The sequence below is a fragment of the Caballeronia sp. GAFFF1 genome, from assembly GCF_023630705.1.
Classification (GTDB): Bacteria; Pseudomonadota; Gammaproteobacteria; order Burkholderiales; family Burkholderiaceae; genus Caballeronia.
On sequence record NZ_JALQEM010000012.1, the window covers coordinates 43283 to 65646 of the forward strand.

The following is a 22364-nucleotide window of genomic DNA, read 5'->3' on the forward strand; positions in this document are numbered from 1 at the left end:
GGCCGCTGCAAGTGGCGATCGTCGCGCTGCCGCCGGTATCGATGAGCGGCATCGCGCCCATCATCGACAGTCTCACGCTCGCCAACGAAATCGACGGGCATCGTCTCTACGACTGGCGCGTCTGTTCGTGGGATGGCCGTCCGGTGCCGCTTTCGGGCGGCGCGCAGCTTCCCGCCGACTGCGCCTTCAACGACGCCGTTCATTGCGACTGGCTGATCGTCGTTTCGGAACGCTATCAGCAGTTCGCCGACTACCGGCTCTTCCTCGCGAGCCTCGCGCGCGTCGCGCCGCGCACGCCGCTCGTCTCCGGCATCCATCACGGCGTCTGGTGGCTCGCGATGGCCGGACAGCTCGCGCAATATCGCGTGGCCGTGAACTGGGAGACGTACCAGCAGTTCACCGAGCAGTTCGAGCGGGCGATCGTCTCGCAGCAGATCTTCGAGATCGACCGCGACCGCGCGACCTGCGCCGGCGGCCAGGCGAGCATCGACTTCATGCTCGCGATGATCGCTCGCGATCACGGCCAGGATCTGGCGGAGCGTATCGCGGATTCGCTCGGCGTCGGCGCGTTGCGCGCGGGCACGGAGCGGCAGCGCATTCCGTTCGTGACCGCGCCGGGCGAGCGGCATCCGCGCCTGAACGACGCGCTGCAACTGATGGAAGCGAATATCGAAGATCCGCTGTCCACCGATGACATCGCGAATCTCGTCGGTATTTCGCGCAGGCAACTGGAGCGGCTCTTTCGTCAGTATCTCGGCGCGATGCCCTCGAAGTATTACCTCAATCTGCGTCTGACCAAGGCGCGCACGCAGTTGCAGCGCACGAGCAAGTCCGTCGTGCAGATCAGTCTCGCGTGCGGGTTTTCATCGGCGGCGCATTTTTCCAATGCATATCGTGACCGCTTCGGCGTGACGCCGCGCGAGGAGCGGCGCAACTGGATCGAAAAGCAGCGCGGCGCGCTCGACGAACCGCGCGGCGGGGCGTTGATCGAGCCGCCCGAGTCGCGTTGAATCGACACTTAACCGTAGCGTGAAAGCGCATGAAAGCATGTCGCGAACGCGCAAGACGGAACGCACGCAAGCGCCTAATATCGAAAGCATTGCAATACGACGCAGCAAGAACCCGTAGAGGAGTGGCACATGACCGACATCAATGTGAATCGCGGTACGTTCGACGAAGTAATGGTTCCAGTGTTTTCGCCCGCCAATTTTGTGCCGGACAGAGGCCGCGGCTCGCGCGTATGGGACACCGAAGGCCGCGATTACATCGACTTCGCCGGCGGCATCGCGGTGACGGCGCTGGGCCACGCCCATCCCGAACTCCTCAAGGTATTGCACGATCAAGGCGAGAAGCTCTGGCACATCGGCAACGGCTATACGAATGCGCCGGTATTGCGTCTCGCTAAACGCCTGACGAACCTGACTTTCGCCGATCGCGCGTTCTTCGCGAACTCGGGCGCCGAGGCCAACGAAGCGGCGTTGAAGCTCGCGCGCCGTTATGCCATCGACAAGTTCGGTCCCGAGAAGATCGAGATCATCTCGTTCACGCAGTCGTTTCATGGCCGCACGTTCTTCACGGTGAGCGTCGGCGGCCAGCCAAAGTACGCGGAAGGCTTCGGGCCGCAGCCGCAGGGCATCCGCCATCTGCCGTATAACGATCTCGCGCAGGCGCTCGCAGCCATCGGCGACAAGACGTGCGCGGTGATCGTCGAGCCGGTGCAGGGCGAAGGCGGCGTGCTGCCCGCCGATCCGGCGTTCCTGAAGGGCTTGCGCGAAGCGTGCGACAAACACGGCGCTTTGCTGATTTTCGACGAAGTACAGACGGGCGTCGGCCGCACGGGCACCTTCTACGCGTACATGCAATACGGCGTGACGCCCGACATTCTCACGACCGCGAAGGCGCTCGGCAACGGCTTTCCGATCGGCGCGATGCTGACCACGGATGACATCGCGCAGCACTTCAAGGTCGGCGTTCACGGCACGACGTACGGCGGCAATCCGCTCGGCGCGTCCATCGCGGAGAAGGTGGTCGAACTGATCAGCGATCCGAAATTGCTGGAAGGCGTCGGCGCGCGCAGCGAAGCAATCAAGGCGCATCTTGCGCGCATCAACGAGCGGTTCGGCCTGTTCAGGGAAATTCGCGGCCGCGGTCTCTTGATCGGCGCGGAACTCGCCGACGCCTACAAGGACCGCGCGAAGGACGTGCTCAACGCGGCGGCGGCCAACGGCGTCATCATGTTGATCGCCGGGCCGAACGTGCTGCGCTTCGCGCCGTCGCTCATCATGCCGATGGCCGATCTCGACGAAGGCTTCGCGCGCATCGAGAAGGCGATCGAGCAGGTCGTGGACGCGACGGCCGTCGCGCGCTGATTCATCGTTGACCAACGCTTTACAGGAAACGGCGATGCTATTCGTTCGTCCGGCAAGACTCTCCGATCTCGACGAGCTGGAGCGCATGGCGCGCTCGGCCGCGCCCGTGCTGCACTCGTTGCCGCGCGACCGGCGCGCGCTGGAAACGCGCGTCGCGCTCTCCGAAGATTCGTTCCGCGCCGAAGTCGATTTTCCGGGCGAGGAGTTCTATCTCTTCGTGCTGGAAGACGCGCGCACGGGCAAGCTTTACGGCACGTCGAGCATCGTCGCGTCGGCGGGCTATTCCGAGCCGTTCTATACGTTTCGCAACGACGCGCTTATCCACGCATCGCGCGAACTCAAGGTGAACCGCAAGATTCACGCGCTCACCATGTCGCACGAATTGACGGGCAAGAGCCGGCTCACGGGCTTTTACATCGATCCGTCGCTGCGCACGCCCGAGGGCGAAGCCACCGCGCATCTGCTTTCGCGCGCCCGCATGCTGTACATCGCGGCGAACCGCAAGCGTTTTTCGAGCGAAGTATTCTCGCTGATGCTCGGCGTCACGGACGACGCGGGCGTGTCGCCGTTCTGGGAAGCCGTCGGCCGCAAGTTCTTCGGGCGCGACTTCGAGCAGGTCGAACTGGAGTCGGGCGGACGCAGCCGCACGTTCATCGCGGAAGTCATGCCGACGTATCCGCTCTACGTGCCGCTTCTGCCAGGCGAGGCGCAGCGCGTGCTCGGCGAGCCGAACGCAAGCACGCTGCTCGCCTACGACATTCATCTCGAAGAAGGCTTCGAGCCGGACCGTTTCGTCGATATCTTCGACGCCGGCCCGGTGCTGACCCTCGCCGTGGACAAGAGCGCATCGGCGAGTTCGGGCGAACTGCGCGCGGTGCGCGAAGGCACGGACACGAAAGGCGCGGCGTTTCTCGTCGCGGCGGGCGGGGCGCATGAGTTCCGCTGCATCGTCGCGGAACTGACGGGCACGCGCTCAGATGGCGCGGCGTTGAGCGCCGATGCGTGCAGCGCGCTCGGCGTCGCGGAAAAAGACACGGTGCGCTGCGTGCCGCTGCATCAAGCCTCGGGAGAATTGCAATGATCGTCGTGCGCTGCGTGCAGCCGGGAGATGTCGACGCGCTCGTCGCGCTGGCGCTGGAAACGGGCCCGGGGCTCACCACGTTCAAGCCGGATCGCGCCGCGCTGGCCGCACGCGTCGAGCGGGCGCGGCGCACGCTCGCGGGCGAGGCCGAGCCGTTCGAAGCCGGCTACTTCTTCGTGATGGAAGACACCGCCACGGGCGACGTCGCGGGCGTGTGCGGCATCGAAACGGAAGTCGGGCTGGAGCAGCCGTTCTACAACTATCGCGTGTCGACGGTCGTGCATGCGAGCAAGGACATGGGCGTGTGGACGCGCATGTCGCTGCTCAACATCTCGCATGATCTCACGGGCTACTCGGAGGTTTGCTCGCTGTTTCTGAGCCCGCGTTATCGCACGGCGGGCGTGGGCGGATTGCTCTCGCGCTCGCGGTTCATGTTCATCGCGCAGTTCCGGGAGCGCTTTCCGCAGCGGCTGTGCGCGGAATTGCGCGGCCATTTCGACGAGAACGGCGAATCGCCTTTCTGGAACGCGGTCGGCTCGCACTTCTATCAGATCGACTTCAACGAAGCCGATTACCTGAGCTCCCACGGCAAGAAGTCGTTCCTCGCTGAACTGATGCCGCGCTATCCGGTGTATCTGGACTTGCTGCCGGAGTCCGCGCAGCAGACGGTCGGCGTCACGCACCGCGACACCGCGCCCGCGCGCAAGATGCTCGAAGCCGAAGGCCTGCGCTATGAAAACCACGTCGATATTTTCGATGCCGGTCCGGTGCTCGAATGTCACGTCGCGGACTTGCGCACGGTGCGCGAAAGCGTGCTCGCGACGGTGCGCATCGGCGAGCGCGACGCCACGCAAAGCGATGCGAAGAGCCTCGTGTCGAACACCTCGCTCGACGACTTCCGCTGCGGCGCAATCACCGGCGCGGTCGAAGACGGCACGTTCCTGCTGACCGCCGACGAAGCCGCCGCATTGCGCGTGAAAAACGGCGACACCGTGCGCGTGCTGACCTCGCCGCGCGCCAAATAATTGAGAGACGTCATGGATATCCGAAACCAGTTGTATATCGGCGGTGAATGGCAGGACGGGCAGGGCGCGTCGTTCGCGTCGCGCAATCCGGCAAGCGATGCAACCGTGTGGGAAGGCGCGAGCGCATCCGCCGACGACGTGGACCGCGCGGTGTCGTCGGCGCGGCGCGCGTTCGCATCGTGGTCCGGCGTGAGCTTCGACGAGCGCGTGGCCGTCGCGAAGCGTTTCGCGTCGCTTCTGAACGAGAACAAGGAATCGCTCGCGCACGCTATCGGCCGCGAAACCGGCAAGCCGCTGTGGGAAGCGCGGACCGAAGTGGCGTCGATGGCCGCAAAGGTCGATATCTCCGTGCAGGCCTATCACGAGCGCACCGGCGAGAAGCGCGCGCCGATGGCCGATGGCGTCGCGGTGCTGCGGCACCGGCCGCACGGCGTGGTCGCCGTGTTCGGGCCGTACAACTTTCCGGGGCACTTGCCGAACGGCCATATCGTGCCGGCGCTGATCGCGGGCAATGCGGTCGTGTTCAAGCCTTCGGAACTCGCGCCGGGCGTCGCGGCGGCCACCGTCGCACTGTGGATCGAAGCGGGGCTGCCCGCGGGCGTGCTCAATCTCGTGCAAGGCGAAAAGGACACGGGCATCGCGCTCGCCAATCACCGGCAGATCGACGGACTCTTCTTCACCGGCAGCTCGGATACCGGCACGCTCCTGCATCGCCAGTTCGGCGGGCGGCCGGAAATCGTGCTGGCGCTGGAAATGGGTGGCAACAATCCGCTCGTCGTCGCGCCGGTCGCGGACATTGACGCAGCCGTGCATCACACAATTCAATCCGCGTTTCTTTCGGCCGGTCAGCGTTGCACGTGCGCGCGCCGTCTTTTCGTTCCGGACGATGCGTTCGGCGAGCGTTTCCTGCAACGCTTCATGGAAGTGAGCGCGGGCATCCGCATCGGCGCCTACGACGACGAGCCGCAGCCGTTCATGGGCGCGGTCATCTCGGCGCGGGCGGCGGCACGGCTTGTCGCGGCCCAAACGCAGCTGATCGAAGCCGGCGCACGGCCCTTGCTTGCGATGCAGCAGCGCGCGGCGAATCTCGGTTTCGTCACGCCCGCGATTCTGGATGTGACCGACGCCCGCGACGTGCCCGACGAAGAGCACTTCGGCCCGATGGTGCAACTCACGCGCTACAAGAGCTTCGATGAAGCCATCGAGCGCGCGAACGACACGGCTTTCGGCCTCTCCGCCGGCCTGCTCGCCGACGACGAAGCCGCCTGGCGACACTTTCAGCGCACGATTCGCGCGGGCATCGTCAACTGGAACCGGCCGACCAACGGCGCGTCGTCGGCGGCGCCGTTCGGCGGCGTCGGGCGTTCGGGCAACCATCGGCCGAGCGCGTATTACGCAGCGGACTACTGCTCGTATCCGATGGCATCCGTGGAAAGCGCGCAATTGCAGATGCCCGCGAGCGTATCGCCGGGTCTCACGTTCTAAGCACCGGAATCCGACATGCAGGCACAGCAAGCCAATCAGACCCACGAAGCTCGCGCGGCGAGCGAAGCGAATTTCGACGGGCTCGTCGGGCCGACGCACAACTATGCGGGGCTGTCGTTCGGCAACGTGGCGTCGCGCAATAACGAGAAGTCGGTCGCGAATCCGAAGGCCGCCGCGAAGCAGGGCTTGCGCAAGATGAAGCGGCTCGCGGACCTGGGCTTTCATCAGGGCGTGCTGCCGCCGCTCGAACGTCCGTCGATCCGGCTGTTGAGAAGTCTCGGCTTCACCGGCTCGGACGCCGCCGTGATCGAGCGCGCCGCCCTCGATGCGCCGGAACTGCTGGCGGCCGCGAGCTCGGCATCCGCGATGTGGACCGCCAACGCCGCGACCGTGAGCCCGTCGCCCGATACCGCCGATGGCCGCGTCCACTTCACGCCCGCGAATCTCGCGGCGAAGCTGCATCGCGCGATCGAGCATGGCGAAACGCGCCGCTCGCTTGCCGCGATCTTCGCCGACGAAGCGCGCTTTCGCATTCATCATGCGCTGCCGGGCACGCCCGCGCTCGGCGACGAAGGCGCGGCTAATCACACGCGGTTCGCGCGTGAGTACGGCGAGAAGGGCGTCGAGTTCTTCGTGTATGGCCGCAGCGAATACGGCCAGGGGCCGCAGCCGCAGCGTTTCCCCGCGCGGCAGACGCTGGAGGCGAGCCGCGCCGTCGCGCGCCTGCACGGACTCTCAGACGCATCGACCGTATTCGCGCAGCAATCCCCCGATGTGATCGACGCCGGCGTGTTCCACAACGACGTCATCGCGGTCGGCAATCGCACGACGCTGTTCTGCCACGAGCGCGCGTTCGTGAGTCAGCACAAGGTCTACGACGAGCTCGCCGCGAAGCTGGCGCAACACGGCGCGACGTTCACGGCGCTCGAAGTGCCGCAGAGCGAAGTGAGCGTGGCCGATGCGGTGTCGTCATATTTGTTCAACAGCCAGCTGCTGTCGCGGGCGGACGGCACGCAAGTGCTCGTCGTGCCGCAGGAGTGTCGCGAGAACGAGCGCGTGGCGGCGTATCTGGATTCGCTCGCCGGTCGCGCGACGCCTATCGATGAAGTGCTCGTCTTCGATCTGCGCGAAAGCATGAAAAACGGCGGCGGCCCGGCGTGCTTGCGGCTGCGCGTCGTGCTGAACGAAGCGGAGCGCGCGGCTGTGAACCCCGGCGTGTGGATGAACGACGCGCTTTTCGCGCGCCTCGACGCGTGGATCGACACGCACTATCGCGATCGCCTTGCGCCCGCCGATCTCGCCGATCCGCAACTGCTGGATCAATCGCGCAGGGCGCTCGACGAACTGACGACGCTTCTCGGACTGGGCGCGATCTATGACTTCCAGCACTGAGCTTCTCGACGACTTTCTCGCCTTCTGTCTCTCGGGAAAGCAACCGCCGGTTGCGTCCGGCACCGCGGCATCCGGCGTGCGCTGGACGTGGCAGGGCGAAGGCGTCTTGCTGCTGGAACCCGCCGCCCAACCCGCGACGCATAGCGTGATTGCGTCTGCCGGCATTCACGGCGATGAAACCGCGCCGATCGAGATGCTGTCGCGCCTTGTCGCCGATATCGCGAGCGGGAAGGCCGCGCTCGCAGCCCGCGTGCTGGTGATTCTCGGCAACATCGGCGCAATGCGAGCGGGCGTTCGCTATGCCGACGACGATCTCAATCGCCTCTTCAGCGGCCGTCACGCGAGTTTGCCTGCGAGCGCGGAAGCGCCGCGCGCAGCCGAACTCGAACGCTCGGCGCGCGGCTTCTTCGAGGGCGTCGCGCATCCGAAGTGGCACATCGACATGCATACGGCCATTCGCGCGTCCGTCTTCGAGCAGTTCGCGCTGCTGCCGCACACCGGCGCGCCGCTTTCCCGCGCGATGTTCGACTGGCTGCGCGATGCGCGTCTGCAAGCGGTGCTGCTGCACCGGGAGAAGGGCAACACGTTCACGCATTTCACCGCCGAGCAGTGCGGCGCGCTCGCCTGCACGCTGGAACTAGGCAAGGTGCGGCCCTTCGGTCAGAACGATCTCGCGCGATTCGCGGCATCGGATGCGGCTTTGCGGCGGCTCGTCGCGGGCAGCGCGCCGGTTGAAGAGGCGCCGCTGCGCGTGTTCACCGTCGTCGCGCAAATCGACAAGCAGAGCGAAGCATTCGTGCTGAACGTCGCGGCCGATGTGCCGAATTTCACCGCGTTTCCGGCAGGCGCGGAGCTCGCGCGCGACGGCGACTACACCTATCGCGTGACGCATGCCGAAGAGCGCATCGTGTTTCCGAATCCCAAGGTGAAGCCGGGCCTGCGCGCGGGTCTGATGGTCGTCGATACCACCGGCGCGACGCTCGCATCGCTCGAATAGTCCCTCGTCATTGCGCCCCGGCTTGCATGGGCGCGACATCCGCTTGCCAGTTTTCGTCTCCGCTTTTGTCCGGGGCAGCCCGCGCCGCCGCGCAGGAGCGGCGTCGGGCGCGCGATACAATCGCGGCCCTGTCCATGATGCGTTGCATCAAAAACGCGCGCCTTGTTTGAGCGTTTTTATTGACGCCGCGATTCTGCATGGCCGGCGTTGTGCCGCATCGGACGACAGATCACGAAACACACTGGAAGGAGATCGCAGTAGATGAACTCGCAATGGATCAACCGCAAATTCGCCGCGCTCGCCGTGCTGGGCGCCATGACCGCCGCGGGCGCCGCGTCGCTGACCGCGCACGCCGCCGATAACATGAAGGAACTGCGCTTCGGCGTGGAGGCGTCGTACGCGCCGTTCGAATCGAAGACGCCGGCAGGCGAGCTGACGGGCTTCGATATCGACATCGGCAACGCGGTCTGCGCGAAGCTCAAGATGAAGTGCGTGTGGGTCGAGAACTCGTTCGACGGGCTGATTCCGGCCCTGGAGGCGCGCAAGTTCGACGGCATCAATTCGGACATGACGATCACCGACAAGCGCAAGCTCGCGATCGACTTCACCGATCCCATCTACACGATTCCGAACCAGCTGATCGCGAAGAAGGGCAGCGCGATTCTCCCGACGGTCGACGGCCTGAAGGGCAAGCGCGTCGGCGTGCTGCAGGGCTCGATTCAGGAGACGTACGCGAAGGCGAAGTGGGCGCCCGCGGGCATCGATGTCGAGTCGTATCAGGCGCAGGACCAGATTTACGCGGATCTCGCGTCGGGGCGCCTGGACGCGGCGTTTCAGGATGCCGAGGCGGCGTCGAAGGGCTTCCTGAAGCAGCCGCAGGGCGCGGGTTTCGCGTTCGCGGGCCCGGCGGTGAGCGACGACAAGCTGCTCGGCTCGGGCGTGGGCTTCGGCGTGCGCAAGAGCGACAAAGCGCTGAAGGACGCGCTCAACCGCGCGCTGAAGGAGCTGAAGGACGATGGCTCCATCGACCGGCTTGCCGCGAAGTACTTCGATGTGAAGGTGGTGTTGAAGTAACGGCGTGACGGTGGTGCGAAGCCCGCTTCCGGTCGTGGCCGGGGCGGGCTTTTTTGCGTCGATCTCACGAACACATGCAGACGACCGCCAGATAGTCCGCCAGTTCTTCGCGATCGATCTTTCCTTCGGCGACTTCGACCATCACTTCGACGAGATCGTCTTCGATATCCACGGTTGAAGCGAGGTCGAATCCCTGCACGCTCAAATACGCCAGCGCACAAACCAGCGCTGTACGTTTGTTTCCATCGTTGAAGACGTGGCCTCTTGCGATGGCCGCGGCATACATGGCAGCAATCCCGAAGGTATCGTCCAGTCCGGCGTAGTGCGCGTGATTTTCAACGCGAGCCAAAACCGCCTCTACGCCGCCGGGCCTGCCTGAGCGAAGCCGGGAAGGCCGCCTTCGTGCTCCAGAATGTCATCGTGCACCGTGATGACGTACTGCGCATCGAGCAACAACAGCGTTTGGCGAGCGCCTTGATCGCGACGTCGTGCGTTCGAATCACCTTCCGCACGGCTTGCATGACGCGTTCGCGCGCCTCAGGCGTGGACATGTCGATATTTCTGTCCGCGCGCGGTGCAATCTTGGCGCGGGGCGGGATCTCGTCGGCCAGCAATCGACCTATTCTTTTGGGTGCCATTTCGATGGGACTCGCGTTCATTCGGTTACGCCGAAGCCATCACATCGACGGCGCGATCACCACCGTGCACGTCGTTCCCGCCGCGAGCATGACGCCTTGCGGCACGTCGTCGATTCTCACGCGCACCGGCACGCGTTGCGCGAGCCGCACCCAGTTGAACGTCGGGTTCACGTCGGCGAGCAGTTCGCGGCTTTGCGGATTGTCGCGATCATAGATGCCGCGCGAAATGCTCTCGACATGCCCGGTCAGTTCGCCGCCGCTCATCAGGCGAATCTGCGCGCGGTCGCCCACGCGCACGTGCGGCAGCTTCGTTTCCTCGAAGTAGCCGTAGACCCAGAACGAATGACTATCGACGATGGCGAGCTTCGCCGCGCCCGCCGTCGCGTAGTCGCCGCGATACACGTTCAGGTTGGTCACGTAGCCGTCCACCGGCGAATACACCTTTGTGCGCTCGAGATTCAGCTTGGCCGCATCCAGCGCGGCCTGTGCCTGCTGAAGCTGCGCGGCCGCCGTCGATGCCGTCTGCATCGCGTTCTCCTGCGCTTCCTTCGAGACGACGAGGCTGTCCATGTCCGCGCGCCGCGCCGCGTCCGAGCGTCGCATGCGCAGTTCGGCGGCGCGCGCCGCGACGTTCGCCTCGGCCTGCTCGACCGCGATCCGGTAATGCGACGGATCGACCTCCATCAGCAGATCGCCTTTCTTCACGAACTGGTTGTCGCGCACGGGCATCTGCACGACCGCGCCCGAGACGTCCGGCGCGACGTTGACGACATCGGCGCGCACGCGCCCATCGCGCGTCCACGGCTCATCCATGTAATGCACCCAGAGCATGCGGCCGATGACGAGCGCGGCCGCGAAAATGACGATCGTCATGACGAAGCCGATGATTTTCCTGAGTACCATTATGCAACTCTCGTGAACGTGCGGAACGTGTGTGAGTAAATGACTGCTTTCAGCGATACACCGCGAGCCCGAGCGCGCCGCAGATGCAGACGAGCAGGCTCGCGCGGAACAGCGCCGGATGCCAGACCACGCGGTAAATGCCGGTCAGCGCGAGCGCGCGGTCGATCACCCATGTGATCAGCGCGCCGGCGACGAACAGAAGCAGGAGCGTCGGCACATAGGCTTCGAGAATCGCGGTGTCACGCGGCATGGGGCACTCCTTCGGGCGAATCTGAATCGGGCGTGGCGAACGGCGACTCGGGATCGAGCAGCGCGGTGCGAATGAAATGCAGATGACTCGCGATGCGTTGCAACCGATGCCGCTCCTCGCGCGGACGCTCCGACGCGGCGATGAGACGCTGCACTTCGGCGATGGCGGTTTCCGCGCAGCGCAGCGCGGCATCGAAGCGCGCCGTGTTGGGGCGATCGAAGAGACGCGCGACGGCATCGAGCGTGGCGTCGATCGCGCGCCGCCACGGCTGAGCCGCTGCATAGTCCGGGGCGTCGGACAGCGCGGCGATCTCCCGCCGCAAGTCGATGACCGCGCGGCCGACCTCCAGCACCGCGAAGAGCCATTGCAGCGCCTCGCGTTGCGGCGCGGGCCGGCCGGCGGCGAGCGCGTCGATCTGCGAGAGCACGTCGCGGGTGCGGCTTTCGAAGCGCGTCGCGACGTTCCGCAGGCGGCCGCGCCGCGCGAGCACGACTTCGCGGCGCAGGTCGGCGAGCAGCAGACGCCGCAGCCACGGCGCGTCGGTGGGCAGGATGATCGCGAACGCGACGGCCGAGACGATCATCGACAGCACGAGCGCGATCGCGTCGTTCATGAGGCCGGTCGGATCGTAGTGAACGAGGTTGTCCGGCCCCGCGAGAAAACAGAAGAAGATGCAATAGCCGATGCCCACGCCCGCCACCGCGCGCCGCGTGCTCAGGAACGTGCCGAGCAGGAGCGCGGGCACGAGCGCGACACACATCAGCACGAAGCCGTCCATGTGCGGGAAGGCGCCGAACACGACGATCATGCCGACCACCGCGGCGAGCGCCGTGCCGATGGCCATTTGCGCCGACATGAGCGTCGGGCGAGGCGAGGACGACGCGAGCGCGCAGACGGCCGCCGCGTTGAGCACCATCGTGCCGCCGCTCGGCCACACGGTGGCGATCCAGAACGCGCTGAGCACGAACATCACGATGGCGCCGCGCACGCCCGAGATCGCGGCGGCGACGAGGTTCGTCTTCGGCACGTAGCGCGCGGCCCAGCGCTCGCGTTCATGCGACGGCGAAGCCAGCGACGCGTACGTTTCGGCGTACGCGAGCATGTCGTCGACGAAGCGGTAGAGCAGTTCGGTCGCGGTGTCGAATTCGAGCGGCGCGAAGGCCGCGTCGCTCGCGATCGTCTCGCGCGCCGCGCGCACGCGCTTGGGCAGCGCGGCCTTGAACTCGCGCAAGCGGGCGGCGGCGTGGGCGGCCTCGGCGGCATTGCGCACGGGCTCGCCTGCGTCGAGCAAGAGCGGCGGCACTTCGTGGATGAACGGCGTCAGCGCCGCGATGGTCGTTGCGGAGGCACTGTCGCGCAGACGGTTCATCAACTGATGCAGCGCGTGAAAGCGCGTCGAGGCGGTCATGAATTCGCTATTGAGACGCGCGAGCCGCCCGCCGCGCCGCCGCGATTCCGGGTGCTCGAACACGGCCACACTGCGCGCCGCCTCCAAGCCGACGACATCGGCGACGAAGCCGAGATTCGCCCGCTCGACCTGCGCGCGCTCCATTTCGCCGGACATCGCGCGGCATACGTAATCGACGAATTGCGCGAAGCGGCGGCGCACCGTCGCGCGAATCTGTTCGCCCGCGTGCTGCGGAAAAACGAGCGCGCTCACCGTGCCCGCGCAGACGATGCCGAGCGTGACTTCGCCCACGCGCGTGAGCGCCGACAAGTACGCGCCGTCCGGATGCTGCGCGGCCGGAATGCCGATCAGCGCCGCCGTGTAGCCGGCGAGCACGAAGCCGTACGAGCGGAAATTGCGGTTGCGCGCCGCGCCCGCCGTGCAGATGCCGACCCACAGCGCCGTCGCCGACAGAAAGAGCACCGGCTGCTGCGCGAAGATGGCGATCAGCGCGAGCATCACGACGAGACCGACCATCGTGCCGCAAAAACGATAGAAGCTCTTCGCGAGCACCATGCCGCTTTGCGGCTGCATCACGACGAAGACCGTGGTCATCGCGGTGCGCGGCTGCTGCATGTCGAGGCGCATCGCGATCCAGAGCGCGAGCAGCGCCGCGAGCACCGCCTTGAAGATGTAGACCCACGCGAGGCCGTCGGTGCGCGCCCAGTCGGCGAGCGCGTCCATCGCGGATTGACGCGCGGGTTTGGCAGTGAAGGACGACATGCGCGTTTCCTCTACTTCTCGCCGGCCACGCGAGCGAACGGCCCGATGTGCTTCGACGGCGCGAGCTTCGCCGCGTCCGGTCCGTTCGCGGGATCGTCGATGCCGCCGCCGAGCGCGGCAGTGAGCGTCGCGTACGCGGCGAGCCGTTGCGCCCGCACGCGCGCTTCGCCGTCCTCTGCGCGCAGCAGTTGCGACTGCGCAATGAGCACGTTGACGTAATCGGTGAGGCCGCGCCTGTAGCCTTCGTTGGCGAGGTCGTAGTTCTTGCGCGCGGCGGCGACCGAGCGGCCCGACGTTTCGAGCTGCGTGTCGAGCGACTGCACGCGCACGACCTGATCGGCGATGTCCTTGAGCGCCGCGACGAGCGTCGCGTTGTAGTGATCGACCGCCTGATCGTATTGCGCCGACGCCGCGCCGAGTTGCGCGCGCAGCCGTCCGCCTTCGAAGATCGGCAGGGAGAGCGCCGGGCCGAACGCGTAGCCGGTCGCCTTGCTAGTGAGGAAACTCAACAGCGCGCCGCCCGCGAACATCTGCGTCACAGAAGCCGCCAGATTGATGTTCGGGTAGAACTGCGCCTTCGCGACGTCGATGCCGCGCGCCTGTGCCGCGACCATCCAGCGCGCCGCGACGATATCCGGCCGATGCCCGACGAGTTCTGCCGGCAACGAAGCGGGCAGCGGCAGCGGCGTCGCGAGCGACAGCGCCGGGCGCGTGAGCGCTTCGCCCGCGCCGGGGCCTTCGCCCGCGAGCGCGGCCAGTTGATGACGCGCGAGCTGAATCGCTTCCTTGTACAGATCCATCTGGCGCTCGTATTCGGGCAGCGGCGCTTCGGCCTGACTCACTTCGAGCTGCGTGCCGAGGCCGCCTTTCAGCCGCCGCCGCGCCAGTTCGGCAATGCGCGCCTGCTGGTCGTACGTTTGCTGCGCGATGTCGAGCAGCGCGAACGACTGCGAGAAGCCGACGTACGCGCGCACGACGTTCGTTTCGAGTTCGAGTTGCGCGGCCCGCGCATCGGCGGCCCGCACGTGGGCGACGTCGAGCGCGCGCTCGGCGGCGTGCTCGTCGCGGCCCCAAAGGTCGAGATCGTACGAGAGCGTGAGGCCGGCCGTGTTGTCCCAGGTGGTGGTGTCCGCGTAAGGGCCGGGGCCGTAGAACGCGTTGTCCGGCCATTTCTTGCGCGTGACGCTCATGTTGCCGTCCACATGCGGAAACAGCGCCGATCGCGCGACGCCCGCCTGTTCGCGCGCCTCGCGCACGCGCGCCGCGGCCATCGCCAGTGTCGGATTGCCGGCCGTCGCGCGGGCGATCCATGCGTCGAGTTGCGGGTCGCGGTAGGCGCGCCACCATTGCGCCTCGGGCCAGGCGGCGTCGGCCTCGGCGGCGCGCGAGGCCGCTTCTATCGCGTGGCCGGCATCGAGTGTCGAAGCGTCTTTCAGCGAGTCCTGCGGCGCGATGTTGCCCGTGCTTGCGCAGCCGGCCATCGTGAGTATTGTTGTAAGCAGCGCGGCGCAGCTTGCGCGTCTGAACCCCCGGCCTTGCACGTTCCGCTCCTCAACCGTAAAAAATCGACCAAGCGGTGATTATATTTTTGCAACGATCCGCGAATAACCGGCGCTCACGCAAAGAATTCTTGCAGGTCGTGAGAGAATGCGGACTTCTAGCCCATGCAACAATGCGCGGGCAGTCGCTCAGGTCTGACGAGGCGACAGGACAGTTCAGGGTCGAAAAACGATATGGACACGCTCCAAAACATGCGCGTATTCGTGCGCGTGGTCGAGGCGGGGAGCTTCACCGCCGCCGCGCAACATCTGAATACGACGACCGCATACGCGTCGCGGGCGGTGTCGGATCTGGAGGCGCATCTGCGCACGCGCCTGCTGAATCGCACGACGCGCCGCATTGCGTTGACCGAAGCGGGCGAGCGTTACCTGCAACGCTGCGAGCAAATCCTGGCGTATGTCGATCAGGCCGAAGCCGAGGCGAGCGACGCCCACGCGCGCCCGGCCGGCCGTCTGAAAGTGCATTCGATGACGAGCTTCGGCCAGCATTACGTCGTGCCGATGATCTCGCGCTACCAGGAGCGGCATCCGTCCGTGCAGGTCGATCTGACGCTCGCGCAGCGCATGCCGGACCTGCTCGACGAAGGCTACGACGTGTCGCTCGTGCTCGCCTCCGAACTGCCGGATTCGGGCCTCGTTTCCGCGCGGCTCGGCACGGTGTTCAGCATCGCGTGCGCGTCGCCGGCATATATCGAAAAGCACGGCGCACCGCACACCTTGGCCGATCTGGCGCACCACACCTGTCTGCATCTGATCACGCCGGTGTTTCCGCCCGGCCGATGGGTCTTCGACGGACCGAACGGGCAGGAAACCGTAACGCTCGGGCCATCCACTTTCACGGTGAACGTCGCCGAAGCGATGGTCGTCGCGATTCGCGAGAACATGGGAATCGGCGTGCTGCCGACGTCCTCCGCGCTGCCCGCGCTGCGCGCAGGGACGCTCGTGCGGGTGCTGCCGCAATACACGATGCAGGAGTTGCGGGTCTACGCGCTCTATCCGTCGCGCCAGTACCTGGACGCGAAGATCCGCACATGGGTCGAGTTCTTGCGCGAGGCGCTGCCGGCGACGCTCGCGGCCGACGATGAGTCGCTCAAAGAGTTCGTCGCGACGTGATGCGCCCGCCCGGGTCTTCGGTTACCGAATAAAGCGCGGTGCAACACTTGCTTACTCCCGGTTCGTCCGCAGCTTGGTAATGTCTGCACTAGTCTGGACTCCGCTCAACGCAACTTTTCCGGGAAAACGTCGAATGAGTACGCCTTTGTTGTTCGCCCTTGCCGCGCTGCTGGTGCTGGTCGCCGTGCCTGCCTCGCGCGATCTCTTTCAAGCAATGCGCGCCCAGTCCGAGCGTGAGGCCAAGCGGCGCCTCGTGCCGGTGCGGATCGACGACGAGCGTGACCGCTATCGTCGCTAAGCGGCGGCTTCCAGCGGCTCGATCAGGCGCGGTTCGTCGTTGACCGTGCGATTGACGTCGCTTGTCACGCGATGCCAGACGAAGTGCGCGGCCGGCACGCCATCGCTTTTCACGAGCGCGTGAAGATCGGCGGGCGTGGCCGTCGCGTCCAGCCAGCGCCGGCCCGCGGAGGGCGAGAAGACGAGCGGACGGCGATCGTGTACATCGACGAGGCCTTCGTCTGCCTTCGACGTCACGATCACGAAGCCCGCGCCCGGCGTCGCGGCGTCGCCATCGCGCACGATGCTCGTCAGCGCCGCGAGGAACATCGGCTCGCCGTCCGCGCGGCGAATGTAGTACGGCTGCTTGAACGGCTTGCCCGCGCGATCGCCCGGACGCGGTTCCACGCGCCATTCGAACCAGCCGTCCGCCGGCACGAGGATGCGCGCGTTGCGCCACAGGTCCCGGAAATACGCGCTCGTCGATGCGGTCTCGACGCGCGCGTTGATCGTCTGCGGCAGCTTCTTTTCCCGGGCCCACGGCGGGCAGTAGCCCCAATGCACCGCGCGGATGGTCTCGTCCGGATAGACCGCTAGCGGATGCGTGCCGGGCGACAGGTTATAGCCGGGGCGGCGGTCGGCGGCGTCCACGAGCACGAACGGGTTCTTAAGATGCAGGCGCTCGGCGTAGTGCATCGGCAGTCGGTACTGGCTGATTCGGCCGCACATGGCGTTCCTCCACTCCGGCGTCAGATTTCGACGACCTTGTCCCAGGCGAACTCCGGGTTCTCCCAACGCTGCGTGCGCTTGTCCAGGTAACCGCGCGGATTGCACACGACGCGCGCGCCGTTCACGGTGTAGTCGAACGCCGTATGCGTGTGGCCGTGAATCCAGAGCGCGACCGGCTCTCGTGCGAGTGCCGGCAAGTGATTGATGAAGCCCGCCGACACGATGTCCTCTGCATAGCGCGGCGCGAGGCTTTCGCGCAGCGGCGCGTGATGCGTGACGACGATGGTCTGCCCCGCGAACGGCTTCGCCAGTTCGCTTTCGAGCCACGCGCGCGCCTGCACGTGCAGCGCGAGCGAATCGTCCGGCGTGAAGGCGTGAGGTTCGCCGTCGGGTTCGGGCCAGGCCAGCTGGATCAATCCGCGATAGTCCAGCATCACCTTCGCGCACGCTTCCTTCGCTTTCTCGATTTCGTCCGCGCCCGACCCGAACAGGGCGAAGTCGGTCCAGAGCGTCGTGCCGAGCACGCGCCAGGCGCCCCTACGATCGACGAGCGCGGCGTTGTTCAGATAGTGCACGTTGTCGACGCTGCGCGCGGCGTCGTGCATCGCGGCTTCCATCGCGCCGAATTCGCCGTCGTAATACTCGTGATTGCCGGGCACATAGACGATGGGCACGCCGCTGTCGAAGTTCTCCGCTGCCCAGCGCAAGCCTTCCGCGTGATTGTGAATGTCGCCCGCGAGCACGACGAGATCGGCTTCAGCATACGGAATCGCGAGCGGCTCGTCGCATTCCAGATGCAGGTCCGACAGCACACGAATCTTCATGCGGTCTTCTCCTTGCCGGCTTCGGCATTCCAGCGCACGACCTTGCCGGGGTTCATCAGATTCTCGGGATCGAGCGCGGCCTTGATGGTTTGCATCAGCCGCACTTCGACCGGCGATTTCAGGCGCATGGCTTCGTCCACCTTCAGCTGCCCGAGCCCGTGCTCCGCGCTGACGCTCCCACGATGCTTGTGCACCTGCTCGTACACGAGGGCGTTGATCGGCGTCTGAAACTCGACGAGGAATGCCTTCTGATCGACGCCTTCGGGCGCCTGAACGTTGTAGTGCAGGTTGCCGTCGCCGAGATGCCCAAACGTGACCATGCGCGCGCCCGGCACGGCTTTCGCGATGATCGCATCCGTTTCGTCGATGAAGCGGCCGATGCTCGAAATGGGCACGGCGATGTCGTGCTTGATGTTGAGCCCTTCCTGCGCCTGCGCAAGCGGAATGTGCTCGCGCAAGTCCCAGAACGCCTGCGACTGCGCGAGGTTCTCGGCCACCACCGCGTTCTCGACGATGCCTTCTTCGATGGCTTGCTCCATCAGGCGTTCGAAGAGCGCGCGGGCGTGTTCGTCGCTTTCGCTATCGGACAACTCCAGGAGCACGGTCTGCCCGTGCGGCTCCCCGAACGGGTAGCGCAATTGCGGGAAGTGGCGCCCGACGAGGCGCATCGAGAAGTCGGACATCAGCTCGAAGCCGGTCAGAAGCGGGCCGGCGTGCTGCTGCGCCATCGCGAGAAAGTCGAGCGCGGCATGCGGCGAGGCCAGCCCGGCCAGCGCCGTGACTTGGGCGACCGGCGCGGGATGCAGCTTCATCACGGCCGCCGTGATGATGCCGAGCGTGCCTTCCGCGCCGATGAAGAGATCGCGCAGATCATAGCCGGTGTTGTCCTTGCGCAATCCGCGCAGGCCGTCCCAGATTTCGCCTTGCGGCGTCACCACTTCCAGACCGAGGCACAGCTCGCGCGTGTTGCCATAGCGCAGCACGCCGGTGCCGCCCGCGTTCGTCGACAGATTGCCGCCGATCGTGCAACTTCCTTCCGCCGCGAGGCTCAACGGAAAGAGACGCTGCGCGCTTTCGGCGCGCGCCTGAATCTCGGCGAGCACGACGCCCGCTTCGACGGTGATCGTATTGTTATGCGGGTCCACGCCGCGAATGCGGTTCAGCCGCTTGAGGCTGATGACGGCTTGCGCGCCGCTTGCATCCGGCGTCGCGCCGCCCGCAAGTCCCGTGTTGCCGCCTTGCGGCACGATCGCCACGCGATGCTCGCGCGCGAGCCGAACGATGCCGGCGACCTGTTCCGTGTCGGCGGGCAGCAGCACGGCGCAGGCGCTGCCGCGATAACGCTTGCGCCAGTCGACGCGATACGGCTCCGTGTCGTGGTCATCGGTGAGGACGTGCGACGCGCCGATCAGTTGAACGCAGGCGTCGATGAAAGTTGCGGCAGAAGGGGTCATGAGCGAAGGGAAGTGCTGATATTAAGCGACAGTATCGCGCAGGCGGGCGATTCGCGAAGCATCGGCCGAATGGCATAGGCACGCGCGTCGCATGTGCCTGCGGCCGTATTTCGTGCTACAAAGCCTCACAGCGAAAGCGCGGAGCGGCGCGACCGCAGGCAGGCCTAACGTTTCGCTGCACGCGCGGCGCGCTTGAACGGCGCGACATAGGCGATCGCGCAGACGAAGAATGCGAGCGCAAGCAGCGCTTCGAGCCACGCGAGCCGCGCCGACAAGCCTGCGTCGCTCATGCCGCGCACGATGCCTTCGGCGAGATACAGCAGCACGAGCATGCATGACCATTGCAGCGTGTAGACGTTGCGTTTCGCGACGCCCGGCAGCGCGCACGCGAGCGGCAGCGCCTTCAACGCGAGCGCCCACGCGCCGGGGCGCAGCGGGGCGAGCCACAACTCCCAGAGCAGCGTGAGCGCGATGAGCGCGGCGAGGCTCACGGTGGCGCCGAGCGCGAACGCGCCGTGGTTTCGGGTTTCGTCGACGGAAGGCGCGCGCATGGCCGGCTCAGTTCGTCTGCGCGCCGCGGACCAGGTCGCGCGCCGTGCGGGCAAGGCGCGCGCCGAGCGCGACGGCGAGCGCTTTTTCGTCGGCGGAGATGCCTTGCCGGCCGGCCTCGTCGCCGGTGCGCGCGTGATGCGATGCGCCGTACGGCGTGCCGCCGGTTTGCGTCGTCGTCAGCCGGGACTCGGTGTACGGAATGCCGACGATCATCATGCCGTGGTGCAAGAGCGGCAGCATCATCGAAAGCAGCGTGGTTTCCTGGCCGCCGTGGAGGCTGCCGGTCGATGTGAAGACGCTCGCGGGCTTGCCGGCGAGCGCGCCGGAGAGCCATTGCGGCGTGGTGCCGTCGAGGAAGTATTTGAGCGACGCGGCCATGTTGCCGAAGCGCGTCGGCGAGCCGAGCGCGAGGCCCGCGCACTCTTCGAGGTCGCGCAATTCCGCGTAGGGCGGGCCGTCTGCCGGAATGTCAGGCTGCGTCGCTTCGCAGACGGTGGAAACCGGCGGCACCGTACGCACGCGGGCCTGCATGCCGGGAACGCTGTCGACGCCCTGCGCGATCGCGAGCGCAAGCTCGCGCGTCGCGCCGTGGCGGCTGTAGTAAAGCACGAGGATGTCGTTCATATGAGCTTTTCGGTGAACGGCTATTATAGGGATTGGGTCGGCGCGCGTGGGCGAGGCGGTCAGGAATGGCTGGCTGTGCGCCAGGCAGGGCGACCCGACGAATGCATAGGAGAAAACGTTTGCAGCGTCTTTCAATCGATCTCGCAGCAGTCAAGCGCCTCGCCGGTTTCGTCGCGCGGCGCATCGGCGAGGATCGCGTCGCGCAAGTGGCGGGCAGTCTCACGTTCACGAGCGTGCTGTCGCTCGTGCCGCTCGCCACGGTCGCTTTCGCTTTGTTTACGGCGTTCCCGATCTTCGGGTCGTTTCAGGCTTCGTTGCAGGATTTCCTCGCGGATCACCTGATGCCCGCGCAGATCAATAGCCAGATTCTCGGATACCTGAACGAATTCGCGTCGAAGGCCAAAGGGCTCACGACCGTCGGGATGATCATCCTTCTGGTCACGTCCGTGATGACCATGATGACCGTCGAATCGGCATTCAACGTCATCTGGCGCGTGAAGAAGGCGCGCCCGCTCGCGCAGCGCGTGCTGGTCTACTGGTCGATCATCACGCTCGGCCCGATTCTCTTCGGCTGCAGCCTGTCGATTTCGTCCTACGTGTTCGCGCATTCGGTCGCGTACGCGGGCTCGCACAACCTGATGCCGCCCGTCGTCGAATGGCTGCTCACCGGCGTTTCATTGCCGCTCACGGTGTTCGGCTTCACGATCACCTACGTCTACATGCCGAATTGCAAGGTCGAGTGGCGCGATGCGGTCGTGGGCGGGCTGATCGCCGCTGTCGCGTTCGAGATCGGCAAGCGCGGCTTCGGGCTCTACGTGCGCAGCATTCCGACTTATACCGCCGTGTATGGCGCGTTCGCGTCGCTGCCCGTGTTTCTGCTGTGGGTGTATCTGTGCTGGATGATCGCGCTCGTCGGCGCGATGCTGACCTCGGCGCTGCCCGCTATCCGCATCGGGCAGTATCACCGGCGCGCGTTTCCGGGCAGCGACCTGCTGGACGCGCTCGAAATTCTCGCCCGGCTCGTCGAGGCTCGCGAGGAGGGCAAGCCCGGCTATACCGCGCTCGAATTGTCGAAGATGGTGCGCAGCGATCTCGATACGTCCACGCGCATCATCGCGCGGCTCGACACGCTCGGCTGGATCGGCCGGCTGGAGGACGCGCGACTGCCGCGCTACGTGATGATCGCGAATCCGAACCAGATCACGCTCACCATGCTGTTTCAGGAATTCGTCGTCGACCGCGAAGAACTGGACTACCAGTTGCGTCTGGATGCCACGCAGATCGAGCGCGACGCGCTCATCAACGCGCTGGAGAACGAGAAACTCGAAGCGACGCTGGGCTCGCTGATCGCGGCGCGCGCGAAGGAACTGCCGAATGCGCCGGTGCGCGAGACGCCGCGTTCGCCGATGCCGCAACAAACGGCATGAACGCCGCTCAAAGCGAAATCCGGCCGATGCAGATGTCCTTGAACATGACCCAGTCGCCCATCAGGCTATAGAGCGGATGGCGAAAGGTGGCCGGGCGGTTCTTTTCGAAGAAGAAATGTCCGATCCACGCAAAGCCGTAGCCGCAGACGACGGCCGCGGGAAGCCAGAGCCAGTCGCCGGTGGCGAGCGCCATCGCCAGGCATCCGATCACGCCCAGCGAGCCGATGAAATGCAGCCTGCGAGAGATTAGGTTGCGGTGCTCTTCGAGGTAATACGGATAGAACTCGGCGAAGCTCGCGAAGTGCTCCCCGTGTGCCGTGTGCGCCATGATGGCCTCCGTGTCGACGAGCCGCTACCGGGCGGGTATCTGATTCATCAGCAAGATTCATTCTGCGACCGGCGGCCCAAGCGCGCAAGCCGCG

The 22364-nt window shown here is 66.0% G+C and carries 22 protein-coding genes; 11 read left to right on the plus strand and 11 right to left on the minus strand.

The window, feature by feature from the left end:
* Positions 1–41: 41 nt before the first annotated feature.
* From NCR37_RS05220 to NCR37_RS05255, 8 genes are all read left to right on the plus strand, one after another.
* The gene (locus NCR37_RS05220) at positions 42–1010 is read left to right on the plus strand and encodes a GlxA family transcriptional regulator (RefSeq protein WP_250472237.1); all 969 of its coding nucleotides are present in this window, start codon (positions 42–44) and stop codon (positions 1008–1010) included.
* A 129-nt stretch (positions 1011–1139) separates the two neighbouring features.
* Positions 1140–2369 (plus strand): aspartate aminotransferase family protein, encoded by a 1230-nt coding sequence (locus tag NCR37_RS05225; RefSeq protein ID WP_250472075.1) that lies wholly within the window; start codon positions 1140–1142, stop codon positions 2367–2369.
* 34 nt (positions 2370–2403) lie between these two features.
* Positions 2404–3450: an arginine/ornithine succinyltransferase subunit alpha gene (gene aruF / locus NCR37_RS05230; protein WP_250472076.1), complete on the plus strand. Its 1047-nt coding sequence runs from the start codon at positions 2404–2406 to the stop codon at positions 3448–3450.
* Positions 3447–4475, plus strand: a complete 1029-nt coding sequence (astA, locus tag NCR37_RS05235; protein WP_250472077.1) for an arginine N-succinyltransferase — start codon at positions 3447–3449, stop codon at positions 4473–4475. Before aruF ends, astA begins: the two co-directional genes overlap by 4 nt.
* 12 nt (positions 4476–4487) lie before the next feature.
* Entirely contained in the window at positions 4488–5960 is a 1473-nt protein-coding gene (astD, locus tag NCR37_RS05240) for a succinylglutamate-semialdehyde dehydrogenase (RefSeq protein WP_250472078.1), read from the plus strand.
* Positions 5961–5975: 15 nt separating this feature from the next.
* The gene (gene astB, locus NCR37_RS05245) at positions 5976–7352 is read left to right on the plus strand and encodes an N-succinylarginine dihydrolase (RefSeq protein WP_250472079.1); all 1377 of its coding nucleotides are present in this window, start codon (positions 5976–5978) and stop codon (positions 7350–7352) included.
* A complete protein-coding gene (gene astE / locus NCR37_RS05250; RefSeq protein WP_250472080.1) occupies positions 7336–8349 on the plus strand; it encodes a succinylglutamate desuccinylase in 1014 nt (337 codons plus the stop codon). The genes astB and astE overlap by 17 nt, the downstream gene beginning before the upstream one ends.
* Before the next feature lie 261 nt (positions 8350–8610).
* Complete coding sequence (locus NCR37_RS05255; RefSeq protein ID WP_371826406.1) at positions 8611–9423, plus strand: ABC transporter substrate-binding protein; 813 nt, start codon at positions 8611–8613, stop codon at positions 9421–9423.
* 64 nt (positions 9424–9487) lie between these two features.
* Here NCR37_RS05255 and NCR37_RS05260 read toward each other — a convergent pair whose 3' ends face one another.
* The 5 genes from NCR37_RS05260 to NCR37_RS05280 all read right to left on the minus strand — a co-directional run bounded on the left by NCR37_RS05260 (position 9488) and on the right by NCR37_RS05280 (position 14865).
* On the minus strand, positions 9488–9772 hold the full coding sequence (locus NCR37_RS05260) for a type II toxin-antitoxin system death-on-curing family toxin (protein ID WP_250472081.1): 285 nt from the start codon (positions 9770–9772) through the stop codon (positions 9488–9490).
* 328 nt (positions 9773–10100) lie between these two features.
* Positions 10101–10964, minus strand: coding sequence for an efflux RND transporter periplasmic adaptor subunit (locus NCR37_RS05265; protein WP_250472082.1), 864 nt, complete (start codon positions 10962–10964; stop codon positions 10101–10103).
* Positions 10965–11013: 49 nt separating this feature from the next.
* The gene (locus tag NCR37_RS05270; RefSeq protein WP_206467971.1) at positions 11014–11214 is read right to left on the minus strand and encodes a DUF1656 domain-containing protein; all 201 of its coding nucleotides are present in this window, start codon (positions 11212–11214) and stop codon (positions 11014–11016) included.
* On the minus strand, positions 11204–13384 hold the full coding sequence (locus NCR37_RS05275; protein ID WP_250472083.1) for an FUSC family protein: 2181 nt from the start codon (positions 13382–13384) through the stop codon (positions 11204–11206). The genes NCR37_RS05270 and NCR37_RS05275 overlap by 11 nt, the downstream gene beginning before the upstream one ends.
* An 11-nt stretch (positions 13385–13395) precedes the next feature.
* Complete coding sequence (locus tag NCR37_RS05280) at positions 13396–14865, minus strand: efflux transporter outer membrane subunit (RefSeq protein WP_250472084.1); 1470 nt, start codon at positions 14863–14865, stop codon at positions 13396–13398.
* A gap of 252 nt (positions 14866–15117) precedes the next feature.
* On the opposite strand from NCR37_RS05280, the gene NCR37_RS05285 reads away from it, so the two are divergent.
* Both NCR37_RS05285 and NCR37_RS05290 read left to right on the plus strand, forming a co-directional pair.
* The gene (locus NCR37_RS05285) at positions 15118–16056 is read left to right on the plus strand and encodes a LysR family transcriptional regulator (RefSeq protein WP_250472085.1); all 939 of its coding nucleotides are present in this window, start codon (positions 15118–15120) and stop codon (positions 16054–16056) included.
* 133 nt (positions 16057–16189) lie between these two features.
* The gene (locus NCR37_RS05290; protein WP_250472086.1) at positions 16190–16354 is read left to right on the plus strand and encodes a hypothetical protein; all 165 of its coding nucleotides are present in this window, start codon (positions 16190–16192) and stop codon (positions 16352–16354) included.
* Here the strand turns inward: NCR37_RS05290 and NCR37_RS05295 are convergent.
* From NCR37_RS05295 to wrbA, 5 genes are all read right to left on the minus strand, one after another.
* Positions 16351–17061 (minus strand): SOS response-associated peptidase, encoded by a 711-nt coding sequence (locus tag NCR37_RS05295; RefSeq protein ID WP_250472087.1) that lies wholly within the window; start codon positions 17059–17061, stop codon positions 16351–16353. The two genes, NCR37_RS05290 and NCR37_RS05295, sit on opposite strands and share 4 nt — an antisense overlap.
* A 20-nt stretch (positions 17062–17081) precedes the next feature.
* Complete coding sequence (locus NCR37_RS05300; RefSeq protein WP_250472088.1) at positions 17082–17885, minus strand: metallophosphoesterase; 804 nt, start codon at positions 17883–17885, stop codon at positions 17082–17084.
* Entirely contained in the window at positions 17882–19339 is a 1458-nt protein-coding gene (locus tag NCR37_RS05305; protein ID WP_250472089.1) for an FAD-binding oxidoreductase, read from the minus strand. Before NCR37_RS05305 ends, NCR37_RS05300 begins: the two co-directional genes overlap by 4 nt.
* Positions 19340–19503: 164 nt before the next feature.
* Positions 19504–19890 (minus strand): DUF2069 domain-containing protein, encoded by a 387-nt coding sequence (locus NCR37_RS05310; protein WP_250472090.1) that lies wholly within the window; start codon positions 19888–19890, stop codon positions 19504–19506.
* Between the two features lie 7 nt (positions 19891–19897).
* Positions 19898–20515, minus strand: a complete 618-nt coding sequence (wrbA, locus tag NCR37_RS05315) for an NAD(P)H:quinone oxidoreductase (RefSeq protein ID WP_250472091.1) — start codon at positions 20513–20515, stop codon at positions 19898–19900.
* A 119-nt stretch (positions 20516–20634) separates the two neighbouring features.
* On the opposite strand from wrbA, the gene NCR37_RS05320 reads away from it, so the two are divergent.
* Positions 20635–21942, plus strand: coding sequence for a YihY family inner membrane protein (locus tag NCR37_RS05320; RefSeq protein ID WP_250472092.1), 1308 nt, complete (start codon positions 20635–20637; stop codon positions 21940–21942).
* Positions 21943–21949: 7 nt separating this feature from the next.
* On the opposite strand, the gene NCR37_RS05325 is transcribed toward NCR37_RS05320, so the two are convergent.
* Positions 21950–22270, minus strand: coding sequence for an Mpo1-like protein (locus tag NCR37_RS05325; protein WP_175940062.1), 321 nt, complete (start codon positions 22268–22270; stop codon positions 21950–21952).
* Positions 22271–22364 lie beyond the last annotated feature (94 nt).